The following is a 23,131-nucleotide window of genomic DNA, read 5'->3' as shown; positions in this document are numbered from 1 at the left end:
GCGCATGAAGATCATGTCCGGGCGATTCCAGAGATCTTCGCCGGGCCAGATATCGAGATCCGAAATGGGCCTGTTGGGTTCCACGCTCAGCAGGAACTCGCGGCCGAACCGGTCGTAGTGGCCGAAATTCTCCATGAATATCGGCAGCAAGGGCAGCTTGTCGGCGTAGAACGAGCTGGCAAAGTCGAGTTGGTAGATGAATTCCGTCTCGTTGATGCCGAAAAGCATGGCGCCATTGGCCCCGGCGGCCGCACTCACCGCATCGAGGGTCGAGATCCATTTTTCGTCCGAAAAGGACACATCGTAGATCGCAGGAAGCGCATCGTAGGCCAGTTTCATCGACAGATCCCTTTTGGCTCGCACTGCATCACATTCCAGCCTCGCGGATCAATATGCGGCGCTGAGGCTCAGAAAGTTTGCACTTTGCCAGGGCGCGCGCTCGACAGAGTAGGATACGGCGTGCTCGACGACGGACCAACGGGCCCGTCTAATCGCACGTTCCCGCCTTGGAATCTGTTTTACAAAGTCTCGAAATGTTCCGGTGCCGTTCATGGTTTGTCGATCAATTGGCAAAAAACGCAACTACTTGATCGCATTGCGTTTTCGGCAAAATGGACCAAGTGTGCGACTTCGGCCTGGACGGCCTGTCCGACGGCCGCAGCCCCGACCGCCTCGACGCGCTGGTCTGGGCGGTCAGCGAGCTGGCGCTGACGCCGCAGGCGGAGCCGCGGGTGCGACGGCTGTGAGGGGGGTGAAACTGGGGCGCCGAAGGCCGGCATCGAGCCGGCCTCCGGCGCGGGCTGCTCCCCCGGCGCTCCGCCGGAGCGGAGCGCGTGTCCGCCCTGCGGAAGCGTTGCTTCCGCTGCCGCTGTGCGCGATGCACCCCCGGCCCTCGGCTGCGAGCCTCGGGCGTTCGCCCCTGCGAAAGCTGCGCTTTCGCTGCCGCTCCGCGGCACCGGGGCTCACCCCCCTCTCCAACTCTCCCCCACAAGGGGGGAGAGGGTCCCTTGGAGCGACTGCCCGTCGCAGCTTGCAAGCCAGGATTCTGCTGCTCGGCCTGAAGATGATCGAGGTACCTCGAACAGCGCCTTGCGCCCCTCTCCCCCCTTGTGGGGGAGAGTTGGAGAGGGGGCCGCCGCGCAGCGGCGGGGACGGCCGGCACGATTCGCAGTCTTCCGACACCAGAAAACGGAGCCCGACGTGGTCTCATTTCCGACATTCCTCACCCGCCTGTTCGCCGCCGGGGGCGGTTCCGGGCCGCCGGAGGCTAAGGCGTCGGCGACGGGCCGGCTGATCGCCTTCCATGCCCAGGGGCGGCCGGTGTGGACGCCGCGCGACTATGCGGCGCTGACGCGGGAGGGGTTCCAGAAGAACCCGGTCGTCTACCGCTGCGTGCGGCTGATCTGCGAGGCCGCCGCCTCGGTGCCGTGGCTGCTGCACGAGGGCGAGCGGGAGCTCGACCGGCATCCGCTGCTGACGCTGCTGGCCAGGCCCAACGCGCGGCGCTCGGGGGCGGAGCTGATGGAGGCGGTGTACGGCCATCTGCTGGTCTCCGGCAACGCATATATCGAGGCGGCCGGCGTGGCCGGCGAGATCTGCGAGCTGCACGCGCTGAGGCCGGACCGGATGAAGGTGGTGCCCGGCGCCGACGGCTGGCCGGAGGCCTACGAGTACACCGTGTCGGGGCGCTCGGTGCGCTTCGACCAGGGGCGGATGGAGACGGGCTCGGGGCCGGCGCCGATCCTGCACCTGACGCTGTTCCATCCCTCAGACGACCACTACGGCATGGGGCCGCTGGAGGCGGCAGGCATGGCGCTCGACCTGCACAACGCCTCGGCCGACTGGAACAAGGCGCTGCTCGACAATGCCGCAAGGCCGTCGGGCGCGCTGGTCTACGAGGGCGAGGGCGCGCTCAGCCAGGAGCAGTTCGAGCGGCTGAAGCGCGAGCTGGAGGATAACTACCAAGGCGCCTCGAACGCCGGCCGGCCGCTCCTGCTGGAGGGCGGGCTCGCCTGGCAGGCGATGGGGATCAGCCCGAAGGAGATGGACTTCATGGAGGCCCGCCACCAGGCGGCCCGTGACATCGCGCTCGCCTTCGGGGTGCCGCCGATGCTGCTCGGCATCCCCGGCGACAACACCTATGCGAACTACCAGGAGGCGAACCGGGCGCTGTGGCGCCAGTCGGTGCTGCCGATGGTGGGCCGCACCGCGCAGGCGCTGGCCCACTGGCTTGGGCCGGCCTTCGGCGATGGCCTGCGGCTGTCGGTCGACCTCGACGCGGTCGAGGCGCTGTCGGCCGACCGCGAGGCGCTGTGGGCGCGGCTGACGGCGGCCGACTTCCTGTCGGACGACGAGAAGCGGCTGGCGGTGGGATACGGGGCGGCGGACTGAGCGCCATTGCGGTCGCGCCGGGGGGCGGCTACAAGGGCCGCCATCCCACGCTTTGCCGGACGAGGTGACTTCGCAATGAGCCGTTCCACCGCAATCGACCTGGCCGCGCTCCGCCGCAGGGCCCGCGCCGCCGTCCTGGCCGCCGCCGTCGCAGCCGTCGCCGTTACCGTCGGGGGCCTCGCCGGCTCGCCCGCGCAGGCCCAGGACAGCGCCGCAGCCAGCAACGAGGTGTCCGGCACCTGCAAGACGTTCCGCACGGCCTTCGCCACCGGCGCCAACACGATCTGGACCACCACCCCGAGCTACACCCCGGTGGAGGACGCCACGGTCAGCTTCCGGATGAAGAGGCGCGGCTGCGTGATCGTCCGGTTCTCGGCGACCGCCTCCTCGGTGCTGGAAGGCAACCTGCTGATGCGCGCCGTCTTCGACGGCAAGAAGCTGATGGCGCCGGGGGTGATCCTGCTGACCTCGAACGACGACCTGTTCTACGGCACCCACAGTATGGAGTTCGTGCTGACCAACGTGAAGCCGGGCAAGCACACCGTCAGCATCGAGTGGAATCCGAACGATCCCAACAAGGCCGTCAGCCTCGGCCCGCGGATGACCAGCGTCTGGTATTCCAAGTAGCGGCGAACGCCACCGCGCCGCGGCCCGCCGCGGCCGACCGGCCGTCCCTCAAGGCCTGCAGAAACCGCAAGGCGGGTGCACACAGCGCCCGCCTTTTTCATGTCCGCTTCCGATCGCCCGGCCCGCGCGGCCGCAGCGGGAGCGCGCCCACTTGCCGGAAAGACACCGATGTCCGACGCGCTCACCCACGCCGTCGACGCGATCCTCGATCGCGGCGACCTCGCGCACCTGGCGCTGTTCCTGTGGGCCTGCGCGGCGACGGGGCTGGCCTGGTTCGCGCTGAGGGAACTGTCGCGGTCCAACCGCCGCTTCGAGGAGTTCGTCACGGCGGTGGCCTATGTCGAGCGGCTGCTGCGCAACCGGGGGCGGTGAGCGCCTGCCGCGGATTTTACAATCGGTGCCGAGGCGGCTAATTTCCTTCCCTCGCGGAATGCCGCGGCAAATCCGAGATGCCGGCGGGCGATCCAGAAGGCCGCTCGTCGCGGTTCGCCCCGCGGCGCCCGCGAAGGGAGCCAAGCCATGCAACCTGTACGAATTCGGCGGCGGTACCTCGGTCCGGCAGCGGTCGCGATCGCGGCCGTCCTTGCCGCGCAGCCGGCCGTCGCGGCCAAGGGTGGCTGCAACACGCCCAAGACGCATTATCGGACGACGGAGACGAGCGCGACGACGACCTCGACCGAGTACGTGCTTCTGCCGAAGAGCCGGATCGTCTTCCGGCAGCGCGGCGACGAGCCGGGATGCGTGGTCGTCCGCCTGTCTGCGCTTCCAAGGGCCGACTACATCATGGAGGTGCGGCCCGTCATCGACGGGTCGAAAACGGCTACGCCCGCCAGCATCCAGTTCGAATACGACTCGCCGGGCTACCTGTCGCCGCGCAGTTTCGGATTCGTGTTCCCGAAGGTCGCGCCGGGACGGCACGTCCTGAAGTTCGAGTGGCGCACCGTCAGCGCGCCCTCGCACGAGGCGCGGATGTATGGCCGCACGATTACCGTGCAGCACCAGTAACTTCGCAGGTTCCCGACAGCGGCGGGCCGACGGCCGGCGCTTGCGCCGGACCGGGCGGCGTCCGCGCCTGTTGTTTTTCCACAACCGGAGGATCGCACACGCCATGCCGCGACTGCAGCCGCACCGGCCTGCCTGCGCCATCCGATCGGAGGCGCCGACCTGCGCCGGGACGAAACCCGATCCCGCCCGCGTCTTCGCGGACTTCGCCGACGCCCTCGCCGGGATCGCCGCCGGCCCGCGCCGGCATTCCACACGGAGACGGACATGACCGAGACACCGGGCCGCCGGAGGCTTCGCGCCGCCAGCCGCGCCACCCGCCGCCGCGCCACCACCGGCGGCAGCGTGGTAGCGGGAGCGGACCCCTACGAGCGGGAGCGCAAGTTCGCCGCCCTCGACCTGAAATCCGTCGAGGCCGACGGCTGCTTCGGCGGCTATGCCTCGATCTTCGGCAAGGCCGACCTCGGCGGCGACCTGGTCGAGGCCGGCGCCTTCGCGGCGAGCCTGGCGGCGCGCGGCACGGCCGGCGTCAAGATGCTGTTCCAGCACGATCCCGCCGAGCCGATCGGGGTCTGGGAGACGATCGAGGAGGACCGCATCGGCCTCTACGTGCGCGGCCGGCTGATGCAGGAGGTGGCGCGCGGCCGCGAAGTGCTGAGCCTGATGCGGGCGGGCGCGCTCGACGGGCTGTCGATCGGGTTCCGGACCGTGAAGGGCCGCACCGACCCCAGGACGGGCGTGCGGCGGCTCAGCGAGATCGACCTGTGGGAGATCTCCGTCGTCACCTTCCCGATGCTGCCGGAGGCGCGGGTCGACCAGGTGAAGCGGTCGCCCTGGGCCGTCGCGGCCGAGGGGCCCGACGCCGTCGCCGCGATCAGGCGGGCGGCAGCGATGGTGCGGGCGGCGCGCCAGGCGGATGGCGCCTGAGTACGTAAGGGCTACGGCGGCGGAGCCGGGGAACCCGGCGGAACCATTCGGAGCGCGTGCGGTTGAACCTGCAAGGATTCAACCCACCGGAGGCATCATGACCAGGACGCGCTATCTCACGGTTCTGAGCGTGGCGCTGCTCGCCTCGACGGCAGTGCCTGCGTTCGCCGAACAGGCAGAGGTCACCGCCGACCTCAACATCCGCACCGGGCCCAGCACCCGCTACCAGGTGATCACCACGGTCCCGGACGGGGGCGGCGTGGACGTCTACGGCTGCGTGCGGGGCTACGACTGGTGCGACGTCGCCTGGGGCGCCTATCGCGGCTGGGTGTTCGCCGACTACCTCGACTACACCTATCGCGGCAGCGCGCGGGCGATGTCGGACTGGCGCGACGAGATCGGCGTGCCGCTCGTCTCCTACGACCCGGACGCCTATTCCGAGCGGTACTACCGCGACACGCCGTGGTACCCGGGGCCCTACGACGTCCGCGACCGGCCGGCGGCGCCGCCGCCCGACCTGGAGTCGAGGCTGGACGGGGAGATGACGGACACCGAGACCTGGGACAACGAACTGGTGCACCGCCGCGACAGCGGCGACGGCAGCGAGCAGTACGAGCCGCCGGAGCCCGGTTTCGCAGATCGCAACACCGACGACGGCTACGGCGGCGACGACCTGCATGTCGGCGACAAGACCGACCAAGTCACAGGCAGCGATTTTCCGCCGGAGCATGTCATCGCGCAGTGACGCCGCGAAGACGGCAGAACAGAATCGCCCAAGACGCGTCACGGGTGCAGTCGAAAGCAGGCGAAACATAGACAGGTTCGTGACGGGTATTCTCAAAAGTCATACCCTGTTCGGCGGAACTTATCCAAACACCTCCTGTTGGCCCCACAGAACCAGCAACAGGAGGACAACAATGAAAGTCTTGTTTACCACCCTCACCACGGCATTGCTCGCGACGACGGCGATCCCCGCGATGGCGCAGCAGGCCGAGGTGACCGCCGACCTCAACATGCGGACGGGTCCGAGCACCCGCTATCAGGTCATCACCACCGTCCCGGACGGCCGCCCCGTGAACGTCTACGGCTGCGTCCAGGGCTATGACTGGTGCGACGTGTCCTGGGGCAACTACCGCGGCTGGGTGTTCTCGGATTACCTGCAGTACTACTACCAGAACAGCTGGCGTCCGCTGCCGGACTGGGGCGCGCGTGTCGACCTGCCGCTGATCTCGTTCAGCTTCGGCGACTACGCCGACCGCCACTACCGCGACCGTCCGTGGTACAGCCCGGACCGCGACCGCTACGGCGACCGCGACTGGGATCGCGACCGCGACCATGATCGCTGGGACCGCGACGACCGCTACACCCGCGACGATCGTGACTGGGACCGGGATCGCGACCGGAACCGCTACAGCGGCGACTGGGACCGTGACCGGGACTGGGACCGCGATCGGGACTACGATCGCGACTACAGCCGGCGCGACGACGACCGCGATGGCGACCGCTGGGACGATCGCGACCGCTACGGCCGCAATGACGGCCGGTGGGACGACGACCGCAACCAGTACGGCCGCAACGATGACGACCGTTGGGACGACCGCGACCGCTATGGCCGCAACGACGATGACCGCGATCGCGACCGAGACCAGTACGGCAACCGCGAGGACGACAACGATCGCCAGAGCGAGCAGTCGAACAACGCCAATGACGGCTCCAATCAGTCGGCGGACCGCACTGCCGGACAGACCGCCGGCGAGGCGGCGATGCGCGAAGAGGCGCGTCAGGAGATGCTCGACCAGGCCCGTCAGATGCGCGAGGCCTACGAGGAGCGTCAGTCGCGCACCGGCGACCAGTCGTCGAACCAGTCGAACCAGGCTCCGAGCCAGAGCCGGAGCCAGAACGGGGCGCAGAACCCCCCCGGGATCGGCATCGAGGGTTCGGCCCGGGTCGACAGCCAGCGTCAGCCGACGCAGGAGGAGATAAACCAGGCCGCCGAGGAGATGCGCGAGCGCGCGACCGGCGGATAAGCCACCACACGTCCGGGAGACGGCGGCGCCAGCCGCCGGATCCTGCGCCGGCGCGCGGTCAGCGCCGGCCGGGTCTCGCAGCGCCCGTCCCACCGTCGTGGGGCGGGCGTTTGCCGTCCGGCGGCCGCTCGACCAACGTCCAGGCGATGCCGGCGGCGACCAGCGTCGCCGCGCCGGTGACGGCGAAGACCGGCCAGTAGACAGACGTCGAGGCCAGCAGCACGCTGCACAGCGCGATGCCGAAGGTGCCGCCGAGCATCTGGATGGAGAGATTGACGCCGCTCGCCTGACCCTGCCGGTCGGCCGGCACCGCGCCCATCAGCGCGGGCCGCAGCGGCACGGCGATGCCGGGCATGACGGCGCCCCAGACGATCAGCGTCACCGCGATCAGCCAGTGGCTCGCGGCAATCGTCGCCAGGCCGATGACGAAGATCGTCGCGGCCGTCACCAGCAGCGCCGCGATCAACGGAGGGCGCGGACCGAGGGTGTCGCGCAGGCGGCCGGCGAGGCGCGAGGTCGCCAGCGTCGGCAGGATCGCCACGGTGACCGTCAGCCCCGCCTCGACAGGCGAGCGTCCGAGGCCGTGCTGCAGGTAGAGCGCCACGAAGATGAACATCGCCATCTTCTCGAACTGGAACACCGCGAAGATCAGGTTGCCGCCGGTGAAGGTCGGGATCCTGAGCAGATCGAGCTCGATGAGCGGCGCTGCGCCGCGACCGCGCTCAAGCGCGGCGGCGCGCTTCAGCTCGATGGCGACGAAGGCCGACGTGGCCACGGCGCCGATGGTGAGCATCGACAGCGTCTTCGGCGAGGTCCAGCCCCAGTCGCTCGACTGCATCAGCGCGATGACCAGGCCCGACAGGCCGACGACGAGGCCGATCAGTCCGGGATAGTCGAACTTTCCGGCATCGAAGGCCGGCTTGCCCGCCGCCGACGGCCTGAGGGCCGCGAGCAGAACGATCGCGGTGGCCGCGACGACGGGCAGGTTGACCAGGAAGATCCAGCGCCACGACAGAGCCTGCGAGAACACGCCGCCGACCAGCGGCCCGGCCGCCATGAAGGTGCCGGCGATGGTGGTCTGGACCGCGAAGGCCGCGCCGCGCCGCTGCGGCGGGAAGGTCGCCGTCAGGATCGCGAAGGAGGCGGGGAAGGTGACCGCCGCGCCGATCCCCTGCACCGCGCGCGCCGCGATCAGCAGCCCGCCGGTCGGCGCCAGGCCTGCCATCAGCGATCCGAGCGCGAAGATGCCGGCGCCGGCCGCGAAGACGAGGCGCCGCTCGAACAGGTCGCCGAGCCGGCCGCCGACGGCGACGAAACAGGTGAAGGTCAGAAGGTAGGCATTGACGATCCAGTGGCTCTCGAGCTGCGAGATGCCGAGGTCCGTCCGCATCGTCGGCAGCGCCACGCCGACGACGGTCTCGTCAAGCACCACCAGCCCCAGCACGCAGCTCGCCGCGCCGAGGATGAAGGCATGCCGGTTGTCGTCGGTGATCCGCATCGGCCAGCCGCTCCCGGAACGTCCGGCCGCGTTTGTAGCAGGATTCGGGGGAAGCGGCGGCTTCGCCGGGTCTATGCGCCGGCTCGCGGGTGTCACCGGGACGAGCGGGACGGGGGAAGCGGCATGTTCGGCAGCCGCCCGGCTGGATCCCGGGTCGGGCCCGGGATGTACCCGGTGCCGTTGGCAGGAGCTCTGCCAGACATTGGATCTACGCCCCGGGGGGATCCGGGGACCGGGGCAGAGGTTGCGACTGTAACGGCGGCTACGCCGGGTCGGTGCGCCGGTCCCGGTTGTCGCCGGGACCAACGGGGTCGGGGAAGCGGCATGTTCGGCAGCCGCCCGGCTGGATCCCGGGTCGAGCCCGGGATGTACCGGGTGCTGTTGGCAGGAGCTTTGCCAGACAATGGATCTACGCCGAGGGGTTCCGGGGCAGGGCAGATGTTGCGACTGGCAACGGCGGCTGCGGCCTGCCCTCGTGGTTCGAGACGCGGGCTGCGCCCGCCCTCACCGCCAGGGCTTCCGTGCGGGCCGGCACCCTGCGTCAGTACTTTTGGAGCCTCATGGTGAGCCGATCGCGCAAGCGGTCGTCTCGAACCACGAGGCGCCGGCGCGCTTCGGCGGCGGATCGGGCCCGGCGCAGCCGCCGTGCTGCGAGCGCGGCAGCACCCACGCGACGGACCTGCGCCCCCGGACGTAATCCGTGGCCTGCAGCGGCGGCGTCCTGAAATCGACATCAACCCCGAGAAGGAAAGTATCGAAGATGACCAAGCACTTCCCCCGACCGGCCGCGGCCGGGAGCGCGGGCCGCAAGGCGGCGGACATGGGCTCGAGCCTGCCGTCGAGCAGCGACGTGGTCGAGGCGTTCGACGAGTTCATGATGGCCTTCGAGGCCTTCAAGGAGGCGAACGACGAGCGCCTGGCGCAGATCGAGAGCCGGGTCTCCGCCGACGTCGTGACGACGGAGAAGATGGAGCGCATCAACCGGGCGCTCGACGAGCACCGGCAACTCGTCGACGGACTTGTGCTGAAATCGCGCCGGCCGGCGCTGTCTGGAGAGCGGGCCGAGACGTCGCAGGCCGCCCTGCAGCACAAGGCGGCCTTCGCCGGCTACGTGCGCCACGGCGCCGAGAGCGGGCTGAGGGCGCTGGAATCCAAGGCGATGTCGGTGGGCAGCGATGCCGACGGCGGCTATCTCGTTCCCGACGAGACGGAGCGCGAGATCGGCCGGCTGCTGTCGCAGGCCTCGCCGATCCGGGCGATCGCCGGCGTCCGCGAGATCTCGGCCTCGGTCTACAAGAAGCCGTTCGCCGTCTCCGGCCCGGCCACCGGCTGGGTCGCGGAGACCGGCGAACGCTCGCCGACCACCACGGCGACGCTTGCCGAACTGGCGTTCCCGGCGATGGAACTCTACGCGATGCCGGCGGCGACGCAGACGCTGCTCGACGATTCCGCCGTCAACATCGACGAATGGATCGCAGCCGAGGTGCAGGTCGCCTTCGCCGAGCAGGAGGGCGCCGCCTTCGTCTCCGGCAACGGCACCAACAAGCCGAAGGGCTTCCTAGCCTACACTACCGCGGCCGAGTCCGCGTGGGCCTGGGAGAAGGTCGGCTACCTGGCGACGGGGGTCGACGGAGCGTTTCCGGCCTCGAACCCGTCCGACAAGCTGATCGACCTGGTTTATGCGCTCAAGAGCGGCTACCGGCACAACGCCCACTGGGTGATGAACCGGCGGACGCTCGGCGAGATCCGCAAGATCAAGGACGGCGACGGCAACTACATCTGGCAGCCCGCCGCGCAGGCCGGCGGCGTCTCGACGCTGCTGAACTTCCCCGTCGCCGAGGCCGAGGACATGCCCGACATCGGCACCGACGACATGGCAATCGCCTTCGGCGACTTCCGCCGCGGCTACCTGGTGGTCGACCGGCTCGGGGTGAGGATCCTGCGCGATCCGTATTCGTCGAAGCCCTACGTGCTGTTCTACACCACCAAGCGCGTCGGCGGCGGCATCCAGGACTTCGACGCGATCAAGCTGATGAAGTTCGGCGAGAGCTGAGAGGGCGGGGCCTGAAGAGGGCGCCGAAGGCCGGCATCGAGCCGGCCTTCGGCGCTTCGACCCCCCTCTCCATCTCTCCCCCACAAGGGGGGAGAGGGTCGACCGGTACTACTGCCCGTCGAAGTCCGCTCGCACAGGATCTGCAGCCCAGGTTTGAAGGGCTTTGCGCCCTCGGCAAGTGCAGCTTGCTCCCCTCTCCCCCACAAGGGGGGAGAGAGGCGCAAGGCGCCAATCGCGGAGACACCGACCTGGTCCAACAGCGCAGCAGGCAAAGACATGTCGGCTCACGGCGGGCCGATGCTCGTAGGAACTCTCTCCCCCCTTGTGGGGGAGAGTTGGAGAGGGGGTACGTCCGCAGCGTCCGCCCCGCGCATCCGCATCTCGTCGAGACGCACCTTCGTCCCGCCTCGCCACACGGACGACGGCTGGGCCGGGACGGACGCTCTCCCGGCCCTCGGCTTCGCGCCTCGGGCGTTCGTCGCTCGAAACGCAATGCGTTTCGTCCGCTGACGCGGACCGCTCCTCACCCCCTCGTGGGGGAGAGTTGGAGAGGGGGCCGTGCCGAGCGTCTGACCGGCGCGACGGGATCGCGTCGAGAGGGTGCGCCCTCGGACGCCGCGACTTCGTGGCCGGTGCGGCCGCTTCCTTGTTCAGGGACCATGCCATGACACTGACGCTTGTGACCCCGCCGGCGGCCGAGCCGCTGTCGCGCGCCGACGCCAAGGCGTTCCTCAGGCTCGAGCACGACGACGAGGACACGCTGGTCGATACGCTGATCGCGGCCGCCCGCCTGCATGTCGAGGCGGCGATCCGCCGGGTGCTGGTCAGCCAGACCTGGCGGCTGACCCTGGATGGCTGGCCGCCGCCGTCGCCGGGCGGGCGCATCGTCGAGATGCCGCTGTCGCCGGTGATCTCGGTGGACACGGTGACGGTCTACGACGCCGAGGCGGTGCCTGCGGTGCTGGCGGACACCGCCTATGTCGCCGACCTGTCGTCGTGGCCGGCGCGCATCCTGATGCGCGAGGGAACCGCGCCGGTCGCGCCGGGGGCGCCGATCGCCGGCATCGAGGTCGTCTTCACCGCCGGCTACGGCGAGGCTTCCGACGTGCCGGCGCCGATCGTCCAGGCGATCCGGCTGCTGGTCGCGCACTGGTACGAGATCCGCGAGCCGGTCGCCTTCGGCGGGCCGGCCAATCCGGTGCCCGACACGCTTGCCGCGCTGCTGGCTCCGTATCGGGCGGTAAGCCTGTGAGCGCGCCCGCAGCCATCGGCCGCCTGCGCCACCGCGTGCGGCTGCAGGCGCCCGTCGACAGTGACGACGGCGCCGGCGGCACGACGCGGAGCTGGAGCGACGTCGCCACGCTGTGGGGGCGCATCGAGCCGGTGCGGGCCACCGAGCGCACCGCCGCCGGCCGGATCGAGGCCGCCGCCCGCCACCGCCTCACCATCCGCTGGCGCGCCGACGTCACCCACGACATGCGCGTCGTGTTCGGCACCCGGGTCTTTTCGATCCTCGGCCTGACCGACGTCGAGGCGCGCCACCGCTTTCTCGTCTGCGACTGCGAGGAGACAGCCCAATGAAGACCACGCCACGCCCGACCGCACCGTATCCGCCGACACCGGCCGCCCGCCGACCCGAGCAGCGGCTGGAGACCGGGATGCCGCCGCGGCTCGAGGGCCGCTTCAAGGACAGCTGGCTGAGGGACGGGCGGGACACCGCCGCGGGTCCGCGCCGTGGGGGCGGGACGGCGGCCGATACCGATTGCGGCGACCTGCGCCGCGCGCCGCGGCCCGAGCCGCGTGTCTCGAGGCGCGTGCGATGAGCGCCGCGCTCGCCCTGCAGGCCGCGCTGTTTGCCGCGCTCAAGGCCGACGCGCCGCTGGCCGCGCTGGTCGGCACCGCCGTCTACGACGGGGCGCCGCAGGATGGCGGCTTCCCGCACGTGACGCTCGCCGACCTCGCCTCGCTCGACCATTCCGATACCGGCGGCGACGGCGAAGAGCATTTCGCCACCTTCCTGGTCTGGTCGCGCGACGGCGGTCGCCGGCAGGCGCTGGAGATCCTCGGCGCGATGACCGCCGTGCTCGACGAGGCGGCGCTGTCGCTGACCGGCCACAGCCTGATCGACCTGCGCGTCGAGCGCACCGAGGCGCGGCGCCAGTCCGACGGGCGCACCTGGCGCGGCCTGATGCGCCTGCGCGCGGTGACCGAGATGGCGTAGGCGCCATGCGCCCTTCGACCTGCCAATAACTCATCCGGAGAACCAGATGACCGCCCAGAAAGGCAAGGACCTGCTCCTGAAGATCGATTCCGACGGGGCCGGGAGCTTCGTGACGGTGGCGGGGCTGCGCACCCGCACGCTGGCGTTCAACGCGCAGGCCGTCGACGTGACGGACATGGAATCGGCCGGCCAGTGGCGCGAGCTGCTGGACGGCGGCGGCATCAAGCGGGCCGGGCTGTCGGGCGCCGGCATCTTCCGCGACGCCCAGTCCGACGCGCTGCTGCGCCAGCAGTTCTTCGACGGTGCGGTCCGCGACTTCCAGGTGACGATCCCGGACTTCGGCACCATCGAGGGACCGTTCCAGATCACCGCGCTGGAATTCGCCGGCCGCCACGACGGCGAGCTGACCTTCGACATGGCGCTGGAATCGGCCGGCGAACTGGCCTTCGAGGCCGCGTAGCGGCGGCGGGACGGCGGGGGGCGGCAGCGCCGGTCCCGGATTACGCCTTCGGCTTCATCCAGGCTACAGGCATGACCGATGAGGACACGCATATGCCCAACCGGATACGCGGAGAGGTGTCGGCGACGCTCGGCGGGCGCAGCTATACGCTGTGCCTGACGCTCGGCGCGCTTGCGGAGCTGGAGTCAGCGCTCGCCGCGGGCGACCTGATGGCGCTGGCCGAACGCTTCGAGGCCGGCCGGCTGTCGGCGCGCGAGGCGCTTGCGGTGATCGGCGCGGGGCTGCGCGGCGCCGGCCACGAGATCTCCGACGCCGAGGCCGCGGCGATGCCGATCGACGGCGGGGCGGCGGGCTACGTGCGGCTGGTGGTCGAACTGCTGGAGGCGACATTCGGCGCCGCCGGCGGCAGCGACCCCGGCGAGACGGGCAGGGGAGGCGTCGCGACCCCGGAAAACCCTACGCGGGCGGGTCCGAGCCGCGAACCGCCGGGGGCTTCCCGTGGGCCGAGCTGATCGGATACGCGGTGGCCGGCCTTGGACTGAGCCCGCGGGAGGCCTGGGCGTCGACGCCGCGCGAGCTGTCGCTTGCCCTCGCCTGGCGGTCGCGGGGACGCAGCGAAGCGCCCGGCCGGGGCGACCTGGAAGCGCTGATGGCGCGGTTTCCGGACTGATCGGGGGTCGGAGACGCGCCGATACCTGAAGGGAACGTTCGCAGGATCAGGCCGTTTGCCTCCGGCAACCAGAAGGCACCGCCATGTCGGAACAGTCGCAACCTCACAACCTGGAGGAAGTCGTCGAGCGCATCGACGATGCCGGCAACGGCACCGACCGGGTCAGCGTCGCCGACATGATCGAAGCGCTCGGCAAGCGGTCCTTCGGGCCGCTGATGCTGGTGCCGGCGCTGATCGTGTTCTCGCCGGTCGGCGGCATCCCGGGGCTGCCGACGGTGATGGCGGTCATCATCGCGCTGGTGGCCGGGCAACTGCTGGCGGGCCGCAAGAGCGTCTGGCTGCCCCGGTTCCTGCTGTCGCGCAGTTTCGGCCAGACGCGGCTGGCGCAGGTGTCCCACTTCACGATGAAGGGGGCGTCCTACGTCGACGCGGTGGTCGGCCCCCGGCTGACATTCCTCACCGACCCGCCACTGGACAGACTGATCGCCGCGTTCGTGATCGCGCTCTGCCTGGTGATGCCGGCGATGGAACTCATTCCATTTGCCAACAGCACCACCGGCGCCGCGATCTCGGTCTTCGCCCTGGCGATCGTCGCCCGCGACGGGCTGCTGGCGCTGGTGGCGATCGCGATCACCGGCGGCGTCGGCTGGCTCGGCCTGTCGTTCCTGCTGTCCTGATCGCCGGGCCGGCGTGTGCACGTCCGCGCCGCGCCGCCCACACCAGTCGATACCGCCCGTCCGCATCTGCAGGGAGACCCGAGGCATGCCCGAATTCTTCTCCGAGGAGCCAGACGGGATCTTGAGTGTCGAACTCGATGCCGATTTCTCCTCCTTCCGGCACGACATCGGCGAGGCGACGCGGCTGGCCCGCAGGTTCGGGACCGCCCTGTCGAGTGCCTTCGAAGGCGCAATCGTGAAGGGGCGGTCGCTGTCCGACGTCCTGAGGGATCTCGCCATCCGCCTCGCCAGACTGGCGCTCGATGCGGCGCTCAAGCCCCTGGCCAGCGGACTGTCGTCGGCAATCGGCGCGGCGCTCCAGGGCGCGCTGCCGTTCGCAGACGGCGGCATCGTCAAGGCCGGCAACGTTGCCGGAGGCGCCGTGCAGGCCTTCGCCAGCGGCGGCATCCTTGCCGGGTCCTCGGGCGCCATTCTCCGGGAGCCGCTGGCGTTCCCGCTGCGCGGCGGCTTCGGACTAGCCGGCGAGGCGGGGCCGGAAGCCATCCTGCCGCTGCGGCGGGGCCCCGACGGGCGGCTCGGCGTGGCCGCCGCGGGCGGACAGGGGCAGGCGCCCGTCCACGTGACATTCAACATACAGACGCCGGACGTCGACGGCTTTCACCGGGCCCGCGGCCAGATCGCCGCGGACCTGTCGCGGGCGCTGGATCGCGGATATCGCAACCGCTGACGCCCCGGCGCACGGCGGTCGCATGGCCGAAATATGGCGAAAATCGTTATTTTTCAAACGGGTAACATTCCGTGAAGCGGTGTGCGGAACGTTGCTGGCAGCATCGGCGTTGTAAGGCCAGCAGCGTTCCAAATCCGATAAAGACTTCCGACAGCCTGTGTCCGGCGTGGGAGGTCGAAGACCAGGAGGTTACCATGAAACTGCACATCAATCCGAACCGCTTCCTCGCCACCTCGGCCATCGTGCTGGCGCTTGCGGCGCCGGCCTATGCGCAGACGCAGACCGACGCCAACGAGACCCCGCCGGCCGCAGTGGAGCAGTCGGGCGAGCAGTCGACCGGCGCCGCCACCGGCGCGCAGACCGGCCAGGACAACACCGGCACCATGACCGGCACCGACACGTCGGATGCCGCCGGCGACATGAAGAGCACGGACCAGACCGCGTCCGACACCAACATGGATTCCGATGCGCCTGAGCTGAAGAACACCATGACGGACAAGCCGGCCGGTGCCGACACCGCCGATGCGTCGAACATGATGGACGACGGCCTGCCGACCGAGCCGATCCTTGCCGAGCAGCAGCCCGGCCAGCTGGTCTCCGACGAGATCATCGGAACCGATGTGCGCAACGCGCAGGACGAGTCGATCGGAACCATCGACGCGCTCGTCATCGACGACAACAACCGCGTCATCGCGGCCGTCGTTTCGGTCGGCGGCTTCCTCGGCCTCGGCGCGAAGGACGTCGCCGTGAACTGGAAGGAATTCACCTTCCAGCCGGAAGAGGAGATCGCCGTCGTGTCGCTGAGCCGCGAGCAGCTCGAGGACGGGCCGGTCTTCCGTGACCGCGACGACGTCCAGGCCGAGCTCGAGGCCGACCAGCAGCGCCAGGAGATGAACACGCAGCCGAATGCTGCGACCCCTGCCGCGCCGGCCGCGCCCGCGGACACGACGAACCAGTAATGGTCCCCAAACGGCTCGCCTTCGAGTAGCCCCCATACCGGCGAGCCGCAGACTCGGGCGGCGGTCACAAGCCTCCTCTCAGACCGCCGCCCGGTCGCCATCGAGACCGGCCTTCCCCCGAAGGCCGGTCTTTTTGCGTCCTGACGTGCTGTGAACGGAGCGCCGCCAAATGGGATTTCACGAAATCCGTTTTCCCTCGGGGATATCGCGTTCGGCGTCCGGTGGTCCCGAACGCCGCACCCAGGTGGTGACGCTGGGATCGGGGCACGAGGAGCGCAACCAGCAATGGGCGGATTCGCGCCGGCGGTACGATGCCGGCAGCGGAATCAAGACCGCCGACGAGCTGCATGCCGCCGTCGCCTTCTTCGAGGAGCGGCGCGGCCGCGCATACGGCTTCCGGTGGCGGGACTGGTCCGACTACAAGTCATGCGCTCCACTCGGGACGCCGGGGCCCGACGACCAGACGATCGGGACGGGTGACGGGACGACCGCAACGTTCCAACTCGTCAAGACCTATGGCGGCGCGCACCTGCCCTGGGTACGAACGATCACCAAGCCGGTCTCCGGAACCGTGCGGGTCGCCGTCGACGCGGTGGAGCAGACCGAGGGAGCCGATTTCTCGGTGGACGCGACGACCGGCCAGGTCACCTTTTCCTCGCCCCCGGCGGCCGGCCTCGCCGTCACCGCCGGCTTCGAGTTCGACGTGCCCGTGCGCTTCGACACCGACCGGCTCGATATCGACCTGGCGGGCCTGCGCCACGGCGACATTGCACGGATCCCGGTGATCGAGATCCGGGTCTGAGGCAGCGGCCGGGGCGTCCGTTTCACACGTCCCACCAAGCGGATCCATTCGATGAAATCCCTGTCCCCCTTGCTGCAGGCGCACCTCGCCGGCCCCGTCACAACGTTGTGCTGGTGCTGGAAGGTGGTGCGCACCGACACAACCGTCCTCGGTTTCACCGACCACGACCGGGCCGTGGCCGTGGACGGCACGACATACGAGGCGGCGACCGGGTTCGTCGCGACTGAGATCGACTCGAGCCTCGGGCTGTCGGTCGACACTCTCGACGTCGAGGGCGCCCTGTCCTCGTCCGCGATCGGCGAGGCCGACCTCAGGGCCGGGCTCTACGACGGCGCGGCGATCGAGGTCTGGCGGGTCAACTGGGCCGATCCCGACCAGCGGGTGCTGATGCGGGCCGGCACGATCGGCGAGGTGCGGCGCGGCGAGCTGGCCTTCACGGCGGAGTTGCGCGGCCTCGCCCAGGCCCTCGACCAGGCGCTCGGCCGGACCTACCGGCGCACCTGCGACGCCGATCTCGGCGACGCGCGTTGCGCGGTCGACCTGGACGATCCAGCGTTCAAGGCCACGGCGACGGTCGTCTCCTGCATCGACGACCGCGTCCTCACCGTGGCGGCATTCGCCGAGGGGGATTTCGCGCCCGGATGGTTCCGGCACGGGCGGCTGACATGGACCGGAGGCGCCAATGCCGGCCAGTCGGTGGAGGTCCGCGAGCATACGGTCGAGGCGGCCGGCATCGTGCTGACGCAATGGCAGCAGGCCGCCTTCACGATCGAGCCCGGCGACACGTTCACGGTCACGGCCGGGTGCGACAAGACGTTTGCGACCTGCAGGACGAAGTTCGCCAACCGGGCGAACTTCAGGGGGTTCCCGCACATGCCCGGCAACGACCGGGCATTTTCCTACGTGGTCGGCGATTCAGGCGAGAACGATGGCGGAAGCTTCTTCAGTTGACCGAAATCGTAGCCTGGATGGAGCGTCAGCGAAATCCGGGTTCACCGCTCCCGGATTGCGCTGCGCTCCATCCGGGCTACAGGCCACCACGCGCGCGGCGATCGTCGCCGAGGCGCGGAGCTGGATCGGTACGCCGTACCGTCACCAGGCGAGCCTGAAGGGCGCCGGCTGCGACTGCTTCGGCCTGGTGCGCGGCGTCTGGCGCGCCTTTCACGGCGCGGAGCCGGAGGAGGTCCCGCCCTATTCGCGCGACTGGGGCAGCGTCAGCGGCAAGGAGACGCTGATCGAGACGGCGCGGCGGCACATGATCGAGATCGATCCCGGCGCGATGCTGCCGGGCGACGTGCTGGTCTTCCGGATCCGGCGCGGCACGGTGGCCAAGCATACCGGAATCGTTTCGGCGCCGGGCCGCTTCATCCATGCCCAGGAGCATGTGCCGGTCTGCGAGGTGGCGCTGTCGGGCTGGTGGCGACGGCATGTCGCCGCCGCGTTCGCGTTCCCGGCGGGGGACCTAGGCTGATCCCCCGCAGGTCGGGCCGCTACTGGTAGGTCACCAGGGTTCCCTGCAGAATGCAGGAGAGCTGAGCGATGTCCTCGGTGCCGTTGACATAGACCCTCATCTCGTCGCCGACGGGCGCGAAATAACGCATCTCGCTGCGCGCCACGTAGTAGTCGACGGCCGCGTTCGTGCCGGCGTGGACGGGCTGGAGATGCTCGTACTCCTGCAGGGTGACGCCGCCCTGGAAGGAAAAGCGGTAGGCATCGCCGGCGAAAATCCGCGCCTGGCAGCTCAGCCCCGCGATCTCCAGCCGCTTCTTCTTCTTGTTCGGGGTCTGGCCCAAGCTGACGTAGCAGGTGTGCTGGCTGCCGGAGCAGTTGCTGTGGCCACTATAGGCGACCGGCTTGCGCAGAACCTCCTCGGAGGTCAGGCCGCCGGCAGCCGCGCCGGGCGGAGCTGCAAGAAGCCCCGTCAAGGCGAGGCCGGCAAGCGCCAGAGGACCGGCGCGACGGCGGGAAGTGCTGGTGTGGGAGGCTACAGACATCTCGTTTTCCTGTTTCTCGATTGGTTGGACGGGCGGCTGTCTAGTCCGCCCGTGTCGCCCCGAGATGTCTCCAGTGTTTCCGTCTTGTTTCCCTGCGGAAGGTGCTGCGGCCGCGCGCCCGCCCTGTCAATTCCAGTCCGAAGGCTCCCGACCCATGGCGACGCTTCTTCTCTCCGCAGCCGGCACGGCGCTGGGCGGGCCCGTCGGCGGCGCCATCGGCGCGCTGATCGGCTCGGCGATCGACAACGCCGCGGTGGCGGCGCTCGGTCCGACGCCGCACAGGGAGGGGCCGCGGCTGACCTCCGTCGACATCACCGCGTCGTCGGAAGGGGCGGCGATCACCCGGCTCGCCGGCCGCTCCAGGGTGGCCGGCCAGATGATCTGGGCGACCCGCTTCCAGGAACTGGCGGTGACGACCGGCGGCGGCAAGGGCCTCGGCGGCACCAGCACCACCCAGTACAGCTACTACGCCAACTTCGCCGTGGCGCTCTGCGAAGGCCCGGTCGCCCGCATCGGCAGGATCTGGGCCGACGGCCGCGAGGTCGATCACGACTACGGCGACGTGGTGATCCGCAAATACCTCGGGACCGAGGACCAGGACGCGGACTCGCTGATCGCGGCGAAGGAGGGCGCCGACAACGCGCCGTCCTACCGCGGCATCGCCTACGTGGTCTTCGAGTCGATGCTGCTGACCGAGTACGGCAACCGCATGCCGATCATCACGGCGGAGGTGTTCCGGCCGGTCGGCGACCTGGAGCCGCTGGTGCGCTCGGTGGCGATGATCCCGGGCACCACGGAGTTCGGCTACGACCCGCTGACGCTCGGCAAGACGGCCAAGGCCGGCTCCTACGTCACCGAGAACCGCACCACCAAGGTCGCGGTCTCCGACTTCGTCGGCTCGCTCGATACGCTGCAGGACCTCGCCCCGAACTGCGACAGCGTCACGCTGGTCGTCGCCTGGTTCGGCACCGACCTGCGCTGCGGCCAGTGCGAGATCGTGCCGAAGGTGGAGAACCGCGAGAAGGTCACGGTCTACTACGGCGCCCCCTATCCGTGGGTGGCGGCGGGGCAGAACCGGCTGACCGCCGACCTCGTCAGCCAGATCGACGGGAAGCCCGCATTCGGCGGCTCGCCGAACGATGCCTCGGTGATCGCGGCGATCCAGGAGATCAGGAGCCGCGGCCTGAAGGTGATGCTCTATCCGTTCGTGATCATGGACGTGGCGGCCGGCAACGACCTGCCGAACCCGTATTCCGACGACGCCGCGGAGACCGGCCAGCCCGTCTATCCGTGGCGCGGCCGGATCACCTGCGCGCCGGCGCCGGGGTTTGCCGGCAGCGTCGACCAGACGGCGGCCGCGGCGAGCCAGGTATCGGACTTCGCCGGCTCGGCGACGGCGGTGCATTTCGCCGCCTCGTCCGGCTTTACCGTCGCCTACACCGGACCGGCGGAGTGGCGCTACCGCCGGTTCGTCCTGCACATGGCAACGCTGGCGAAACTTGCCGGAGGCGTCGACGCCTTCACCATCGGCTCGGAGATGGCGGCGCTGACCGCGGTACGGGACGGGGCGGGCGGCTATCCGTTCGTCGCGACCCTGGTCGACCTCGCCGGCGAGGTCCGCTCGATCCTCGGCGGCGCGACGGCCATTTCCTATGCGGCGGACTGGTCGGAATTTCACAGCCATCGGCCGGACGACGGCTCGGGCGACGTGCACTTCCACCTCGATCCGCTGTGGGCCGACGACGACATTGACTTCGTCGGCATCGACAACTACCTGCCCGCCGCCGACTGGCGCGACGGCACCGACCACCTCGACTTCGACAGCGCCGGGCCGACCTCGATCCACGACATCGGCTATCTGAAGGCCAACATCGAGGGCGGCGAGCACTACGACTGGTTCTATGCCGGCCCGGCCGACCGCGACGGGCAGATCCGCACCCCGATCACCGACGGCGGGTACGGCAAGGACTGGGTGTTCCGCAACAAGGACATCCGCAACTGGTGGCTGAACGCCCATCACGACCGGCCCGGCGGCATCGAATCCGCCACCCCCACGGCCTGGGTTCCGCAGTCCAAGCCCGTCTGGTTCACGGAACTCGGCTGCCCGGCGATCGACAAGGGGCCGAACCAGCCGAACGTGTTCCACGACCCGAAGTCGTCGGAGAGCCACGTGCCGCACTACTCGACGGGCGTGCGCGACGATGCCGCCCAGCGCGCCTACCTGCAGGCGGTGCTCGAGTACTGGGCCGACCCGGACAACAACCCGGCCTCGGGCCTCTATGACGGCCGGATGATCGACGTCTCCCGGACCGCCATCTGGGCCTGGGACGCGCGGATGGCGCCGAGCTTCCCGCAGGACGACGCGGCCTGGGCGGATGCGGCGAACTGGGACACCGGCCACTGGATCTCCGGCCGTCTCGGCAGCGCGCCGGCGCGCGAGACCGTTGCCGACCTGATGGGCCAGTACGGCTTCGCCGCCTTCGACGTTTCGGCGATGGCCGGCGTCGTCGACGCGGTGATCGTCGATCGCATCCTGTCGGCGCGCGGCGTCGTCGAGGCAATCGGCCCGGCCTACCTGATGCAAGCGCACGAGAGCGAGGGGCTCATCCGGTTCCGCTCGCGCGCCGGCGCGCCGGTGGCCGCCGACCTGACGCTCGACGACCTGGTCGAGGCCGAGGCGACGGGGGGATCGGAGCGCTTCGCCAAGACCCGCGCCCAGGAGACCGAGCTGCCGGACGTGCTCAAGCTCTCGCACGGCGAGCCGGCCAACGACGACCAGCCCGGCGAAGTGGAGGCGCGGCGCACCGCTGGCGGGTCGCGGCGCGTCCGGCAGCTGTCGCTGCCGGTGGTGATGGGCGAACAGGCGGCGCGCGCCGTCGCCGAGACGCTGCTGCACGACGCCTGGGCGGGCCGCGAGGGGCTGGAACTGTCGCTGCCGCCGTCGCTGCTGGCGCTCGATCCGGGCGATGTGATCCGCTTCATGGCCGATCCGGCGCTCGGTCCGCAGACCTTCCGGATCTCGGAGATTGCCGACGGAGCGGGCCGCCGCCTGCGCGCCGCGATGACCGAGGCGAGCCTGTTCGCGCCGGCCGCGATGCCGCGCCGCTCGCGGCCCTCGCCGGTGGTGCCGGCGCTCGGCACGCCGCTGTCGGTGTTCGTGGACGGGCCGCTGCTCAGGGACGGCGACGACGAGGCGGCCGGCTACGTCGCGGCCTACCTCTCGCCGTGGCCGGGCGGCATCGCCTTCTACCGCAGCCCGGAGGACACCGGCTTCGCCCTCGACACGACGCTGCCGCGCGCCGCGCGGATGGGTGAGCTGGCGTTCGATTTTTACTCCGGGCCGGCCTGGCGCTGGGACCGGACCGGCGAACTCACCGTCGACCTGTATTCCGGCGCGCTGGCCTCGGCCACCGAACTGCAGGTGCTCGGCGGGACAAACGCGCTGGCGATCGGGAATGCCGACGGCGAATGGGAGATCGTCCAGTTCCGCTCAGCCGAGCTGGTCGCACCCGACCGCTACAGGCTGACGATGCTGCTGCGCGGCCAGCGCGGCAGCGAGCACGCCATGCGCGATCCGGTCGCCGCGGGCGCGCGCGTGCTGGTGCTCGACGAGGCGCTCGGGCAGCCCGACCTGTCGGCCGACGACCTCGGCCTGCCGCTCACCTGGCGCATCGGCCCGGTCAACCGCGACGTGTCCGACGCCTCGTTCGACCAGAAGACGGTGACGGCGCAGGGCAGGGGTCGCCGGCCGCTGGCGCCGGTGCACCTGCGCGGCAGGCGCGACCATGCCACCGGCGACTGGCGGCTGACCTGGATCCGGCGCACCCGCATAGGCGGCGATTCCTGGAACCGGCCCGAGGTGCCGCTCGGAGAGGAGAGCGAAGGCTACGTGCTCCAGATCCTCGACGCGCCGGGCGGCAGCGTCGTTCGCAGCGTGACCCTGTCGGAACCGGAATATCTCTACACCGCCGCCCAGCAGGCCGCCGACTTCGGTTCGGCGCAATGGAACGTGCCGATGCGCGTCTCGCAGGTCTCGGAGGGCTTCGGCGCGGGCATACCGGCGGAAACGCTGGCATTCGACCATTAGCGAGGAACA

Annotated in this window: 26 protein-coding genes and 1 pseudogene; 23 read left to right on the top strand and 4 right to left on the bottom strand. The window is 70.1% G+C overall.

Annotation, left to right across the window (positions count from 1 at the left end; all coding sequences use genetic code 11):
• On the bottom strand, positions 1 to 339 hold a 339-nt coding region (locus V3328_RS16720; RefSeq protein WP_340330826.1), incomplete at its 3' end, for a hypothetical protein.
• 275 nt (positions 340 to 614) lie between these two features.
• On the opposite strand from V3328_RS16720, the pseudogene V3328_RS16715 reads away from it, so the two are divergent.
• The 8 genes and pseudogenes from V3328_RS16715 to V3328_RS16680 all read left to right on the top strand — a co-directional run.
• A pseudogene (locus tag V3328_RS16715) lies at positions 615 to 746 on the top strand (ATP-binding protein); the annotation flags it as partial.
• 454 nt (positions 747 to 1,200) lie between these two features.
• The gene (locus tag V3328_RS16710; RefSeq protein ID WP_340330825.1) at positions 1,201 to 2,391 is read left to right on the top strand and encodes a phage portal protein; all 1,191 of its coding nucleotides are present in this window, start codon (positions 1,201 to 1,203) and stop codon (positions 2,389 to 2,391) included.
• 75 nt (positions 2,392 to 2,466) lie between these two features.
• A complete protein-coding gene (locus V3328_RS16705; protein WP_340330824.1) occupies positions 2,467 to 3,018 on the top strand; it encodes a hypothetical protein in 552 nt (183 codons plus the stop codon).
• Between the two features lie 168 nt (positions 3,019 to 3,186).
• Entirely contained in the window at positions 3,187 to 3,390 is a 204-nt protein-coding gene (locus V3328_RS16700; protein WP_340330823.1) for a hypothetical protein, read from the top strand.
• A 147-nt stretch (positions 3,391 to 3,537) separates the two neighbouring features.
• Entirely contained in the window at positions 3,538 to 4,023 is a 486-nt protein-coding gene (locus tag V3328_RS16695; protein WP_340330822.1) for a hypothetical protein, read from the top strand.
• 264 nt (positions 4,024 to 4,287) lie between these two features.
• Positions 4,288 to 4,947, top strand: a complete 660-nt coding sequence (locus V3328_RS16690; protein ID WP_340330821.1) for an HK97 family phage prohead protease — start codon at positions 4,288 to 4,290, stop codon at positions 4,945 to 4,947.
• Between the two features lie 97 nt (positions 4,948 to 5,044).
• Positions 5,045 to 5,692, top strand: a complete 648-nt coding sequence (locus tag V3328_RS16685) for an SH3 domain-containing protein (RefSeq protein WP_340330820.1) — start codon at positions 5,045 to 5,047, stop codon at positions 5,690 to 5,692.
• Between the two features lie 172 nt (positions 5,693 to 5,864).
• Positions 5,865 to 6,974 carry an SH3 domain-containing protein gene (locus V3328_RS16680; RefSeq protein ID WP_340330819.1) on the top strand — a complete coding sequence of 370 codons (1,110 nt, stop codon included), beginning with the start codon at positions 5,865 to 5,867 and terminating at the stop codon, positions 6,972 to 6,974.
• Positions 6,975 to 7,032: 58 nt separating this feature from the next.
• On the opposite strand, the gene V3328_RS16675 is transcribed toward V3328_RS16680, so the two are convergent.
• Together V3328_RS16675 and V3328_RS16670 are read right to left on the bottom strand one after the other, a co-directional pair.
• Positions 7,033 to 8,472, bottom strand: coding sequence for an MFS transporter (locus V3328_RS16675; RefSeq protein WP_340330818.1), 1,440 nt, complete (start codon positions 8,470 to 8,472; stop codon positions 7,033 to 7,035).
• A gap of 558 nt (positions 8,473 to 9,030) precedes the next feature.
• A complete protein-coding gene (locus V3328_RS16670) occupies positions 9,031 to 9,240 on the bottom strand; it encodes a hypothetical protein (RefSeq protein ID WP_340330817.1) in 210 nt (69 codons plus the stop codon).
• On the opposite strand from V3328_RS16670, the gene V3328_RS16665 reads away from it, so the two are divergent.
• The 14 genes from V3328_RS16665 (at position 9,233) to V3328_RS16600 (ending at position 18,512) form a co-directional block, all read left to right on the top strand.
• Positions 9,233 to 10,525: a phage major capsid protein gene (locus tag V3328_RS16665; RefSeq protein ID WP_378759063.1), complete on the top strand. Its 1,293-nt coding sequence runs from the start codon at positions 9,233 to 9,235 to the stop codon at positions 10,523 to 10,525. The genes V3328_RS16670 and V3328_RS16665 overlap by 8 nt on opposite strands.
• A 664-nt stretch (positions 10,526 to 11,189) precedes the next feature.
• Entirely contained in the window at positions 11,190 to 11,777 is a 588-nt protein-coding gene (locus V3328_RS16660) for a head-tail connector protein (protein ID WP_340330816.1), read from the top strand.
• Positions 11,774 to 12,106, top strand: a complete 333-nt coding sequence (locus V3328_RS16655; protein ID WP_340330815.1) for a phage head closure protein — start codon at positions 11,774 to 11,776, stop codon at positions 12,104 to 12,106. Before V3328_RS16660 ends, V3328_RS16655 begins: the two co-directional genes overlap by 4 nt.
• Entirely contained in the window at positions 12,103 to 12,348 is a 246-nt protein-coding gene (locus V3328_RS16650) for a hypothetical protein (protein ID WP_340330814.1), read from the top strand. Before V3328_RS16655 ends, V3328_RS16650 begins: the two co-directional genes overlap by 4 nt.
• Positions 12,345 to 12,746, top strand: a complete 402-nt coding sequence (locus V3328_RS16645) for a DUF3168 domain-containing protein (protein WP_340330813.1) — start codon at positions 12,345 to 12,347, stop codon at positions 12,744 to 12,746. Before V3328_RS16650 ends, V3328_RS16645 begins: the two co-directional genes overlap by 4 nt.
• Before the next feature lie 46 nt (positions 12,747 to 12,792).
• Positions 12,793 to 13,206 (top strand): phage major tail protein, TP901-1 family, encoded by a 414-nt coding sequence (locus V3328_RS16640; RefSeq protein WP_340330812.1) that lies wholly within the window; start codon positions 12,793 to 12,795, stop codon positions 13,204 to 13,206.
• 71 nt (positions 13,207 to 13,277) lie between these two features.
• Positions 13,278 to 13,718 (top strand): gene transfer agent family protein, encoded by a 441-nt coding sequence (locus tag V3328_RS16635; RefSeq protein WP_378759062.1) that lies wholly within the window; start codon positions 13,278 to 13,280, stop codon positions 13,716 to 13,718.
• 11 nt (positions 13,719 to 13,729) lie between these two features.
• Positions 13,730 to 13,876 carry a phage tail assembly chaperone gene (locus tag V3328_RS16630; protein WP_340330811.1) on the top strand — a complete coding sequence of 49 codons (147 nt, stop codon included), beginning with the start codon at positions 13,730 to 13,732 and terminating at the stop codon, positions 13,874 to 13,876.
• Positions 13,877 to 13,959: 83 nt separating this feature from the next.
• Positions 13,960 to 14,553 carry an exopolysaccharide biosynthesis protein gene (locus tag V3328_RS16625; protein ID WP_340330810.1) on the top strand — a complete coding sequence of 198 codons (594 nt, stop codon included), beginning with the start codon at positions 13,960 to 13,962 and terminating at the stop codon, positions 14,551 to 14,553.
• A gap of 85 nt (positions 14,554 to 14,638) precedes the next feature.
• Positions 14,639 to 15,280 (top strand): phage tail tape measure protein, encoded by a 642-nt coding sequence (locus tag V3328_RS16620; protein WP_340330809.1) that lies wholly within the window; start codon positions 14,639 to 14,641, stop codon positions 15,278 to 15,280.
• A gap of 194 nt (positions 15,281 to 15,474) precedes the next feature.
• Positions 15,475 to 16,239 (top strand): PRC-barrel domain-containing protein, encoded by a 765-nt coding sequence (locus V3328_RS16615; protein ID WP_340330808.1) that lies wholly within the window; start codon positions 15,475 to 15,477, stop codon positions 16,237 to 16,239.
• A gap of 169 nt (positions 16,240 to 16,408) precedes the next feature.
• Positions 16,409 to 17,041, top strand: coding sequence for a phage distal tail protein, Rcc01695 family (locus V3328_RS16610; RefSeq protein WP_340330807.1), 633 nt, complete (start codon positions 16,409 to 16,411; stop codon positions 17,039 to 17,041).
• Between the two features lie 51 nt (positions 17,042 to 17,092).
• On the top strand, positions 17,093 to 17,992 hold the full coding sequence (locus tag V3328_RS16605) for a DUF2163 domain-containing protein (protein WP_340330806.1): 900 nt from the start codon (positions 17,093 to 17,095) through the stop codon (positions 17,990 to 17,992).
• Positions 17,993 to 18,047: 55 nt separating this feature from the next.
• Complete coding sequence (locus tag V3328_RS16600) at positions 18,048 to 18,512, top strand: NlpC/P60 family protein (protein WP_340330805.1); 465 nt, start codon at positions 18,048 to 18,050, stop codon at positions 18,510 to 18,512.
• A 19-nt stretch (positions 18,513 to 18,531) separates the two neighbouring features.
• Here the strand turns inward: V3328_RS16600 and V3328_RS16595 are convergent, their stop codons facing one another.
• Complete coding sequence (locus V3328_RS16595; protein WP_340330804.1) at positions 18,532 to 19,035, bottom strand: hypothetical protein; 504 nt, start codon at positions 19,033 to 19,035, stop codon at positions 18,532 to 18,534.
• Between the two features lie 154 nt (positions 19,036 to 19,189).
• Here V3328_RS16595 and V3328_RS16590 point away from each other — a divergent pair, with 154 nt between their 5' ends.
• The gene (locus V3328_RS16590; RefSeq protein WP_340330803.1) at positions 19,190 to 23,122 is read left to right on the top strand and encodes a baseplate multidomain protein megatron; all 3,933 of its coding nucleotides are present in this window, start codon (positions 19,190 to 19,192) and stop codon (positions 23,120 to 23,122) included.
• The last annotated feature ends 9 nt before the right edge of the window (positions 23,123 to 23,131 follow it).

It is taken from the genome of Microbaculum marinum (genome assembly GCF_037855135.1).
Taxonomy (GTDB): Bacteria; Pseudomonadota; Alphaproteobacteria; order Rhizobiales; family Tepidamorphaceae; genus Microbaculum; species Microbaculum marinum.
Note: the sequence above shows the minus strand (reverse complement) of the source record. Positions and strands in the feature narration are given on the sequence as shown.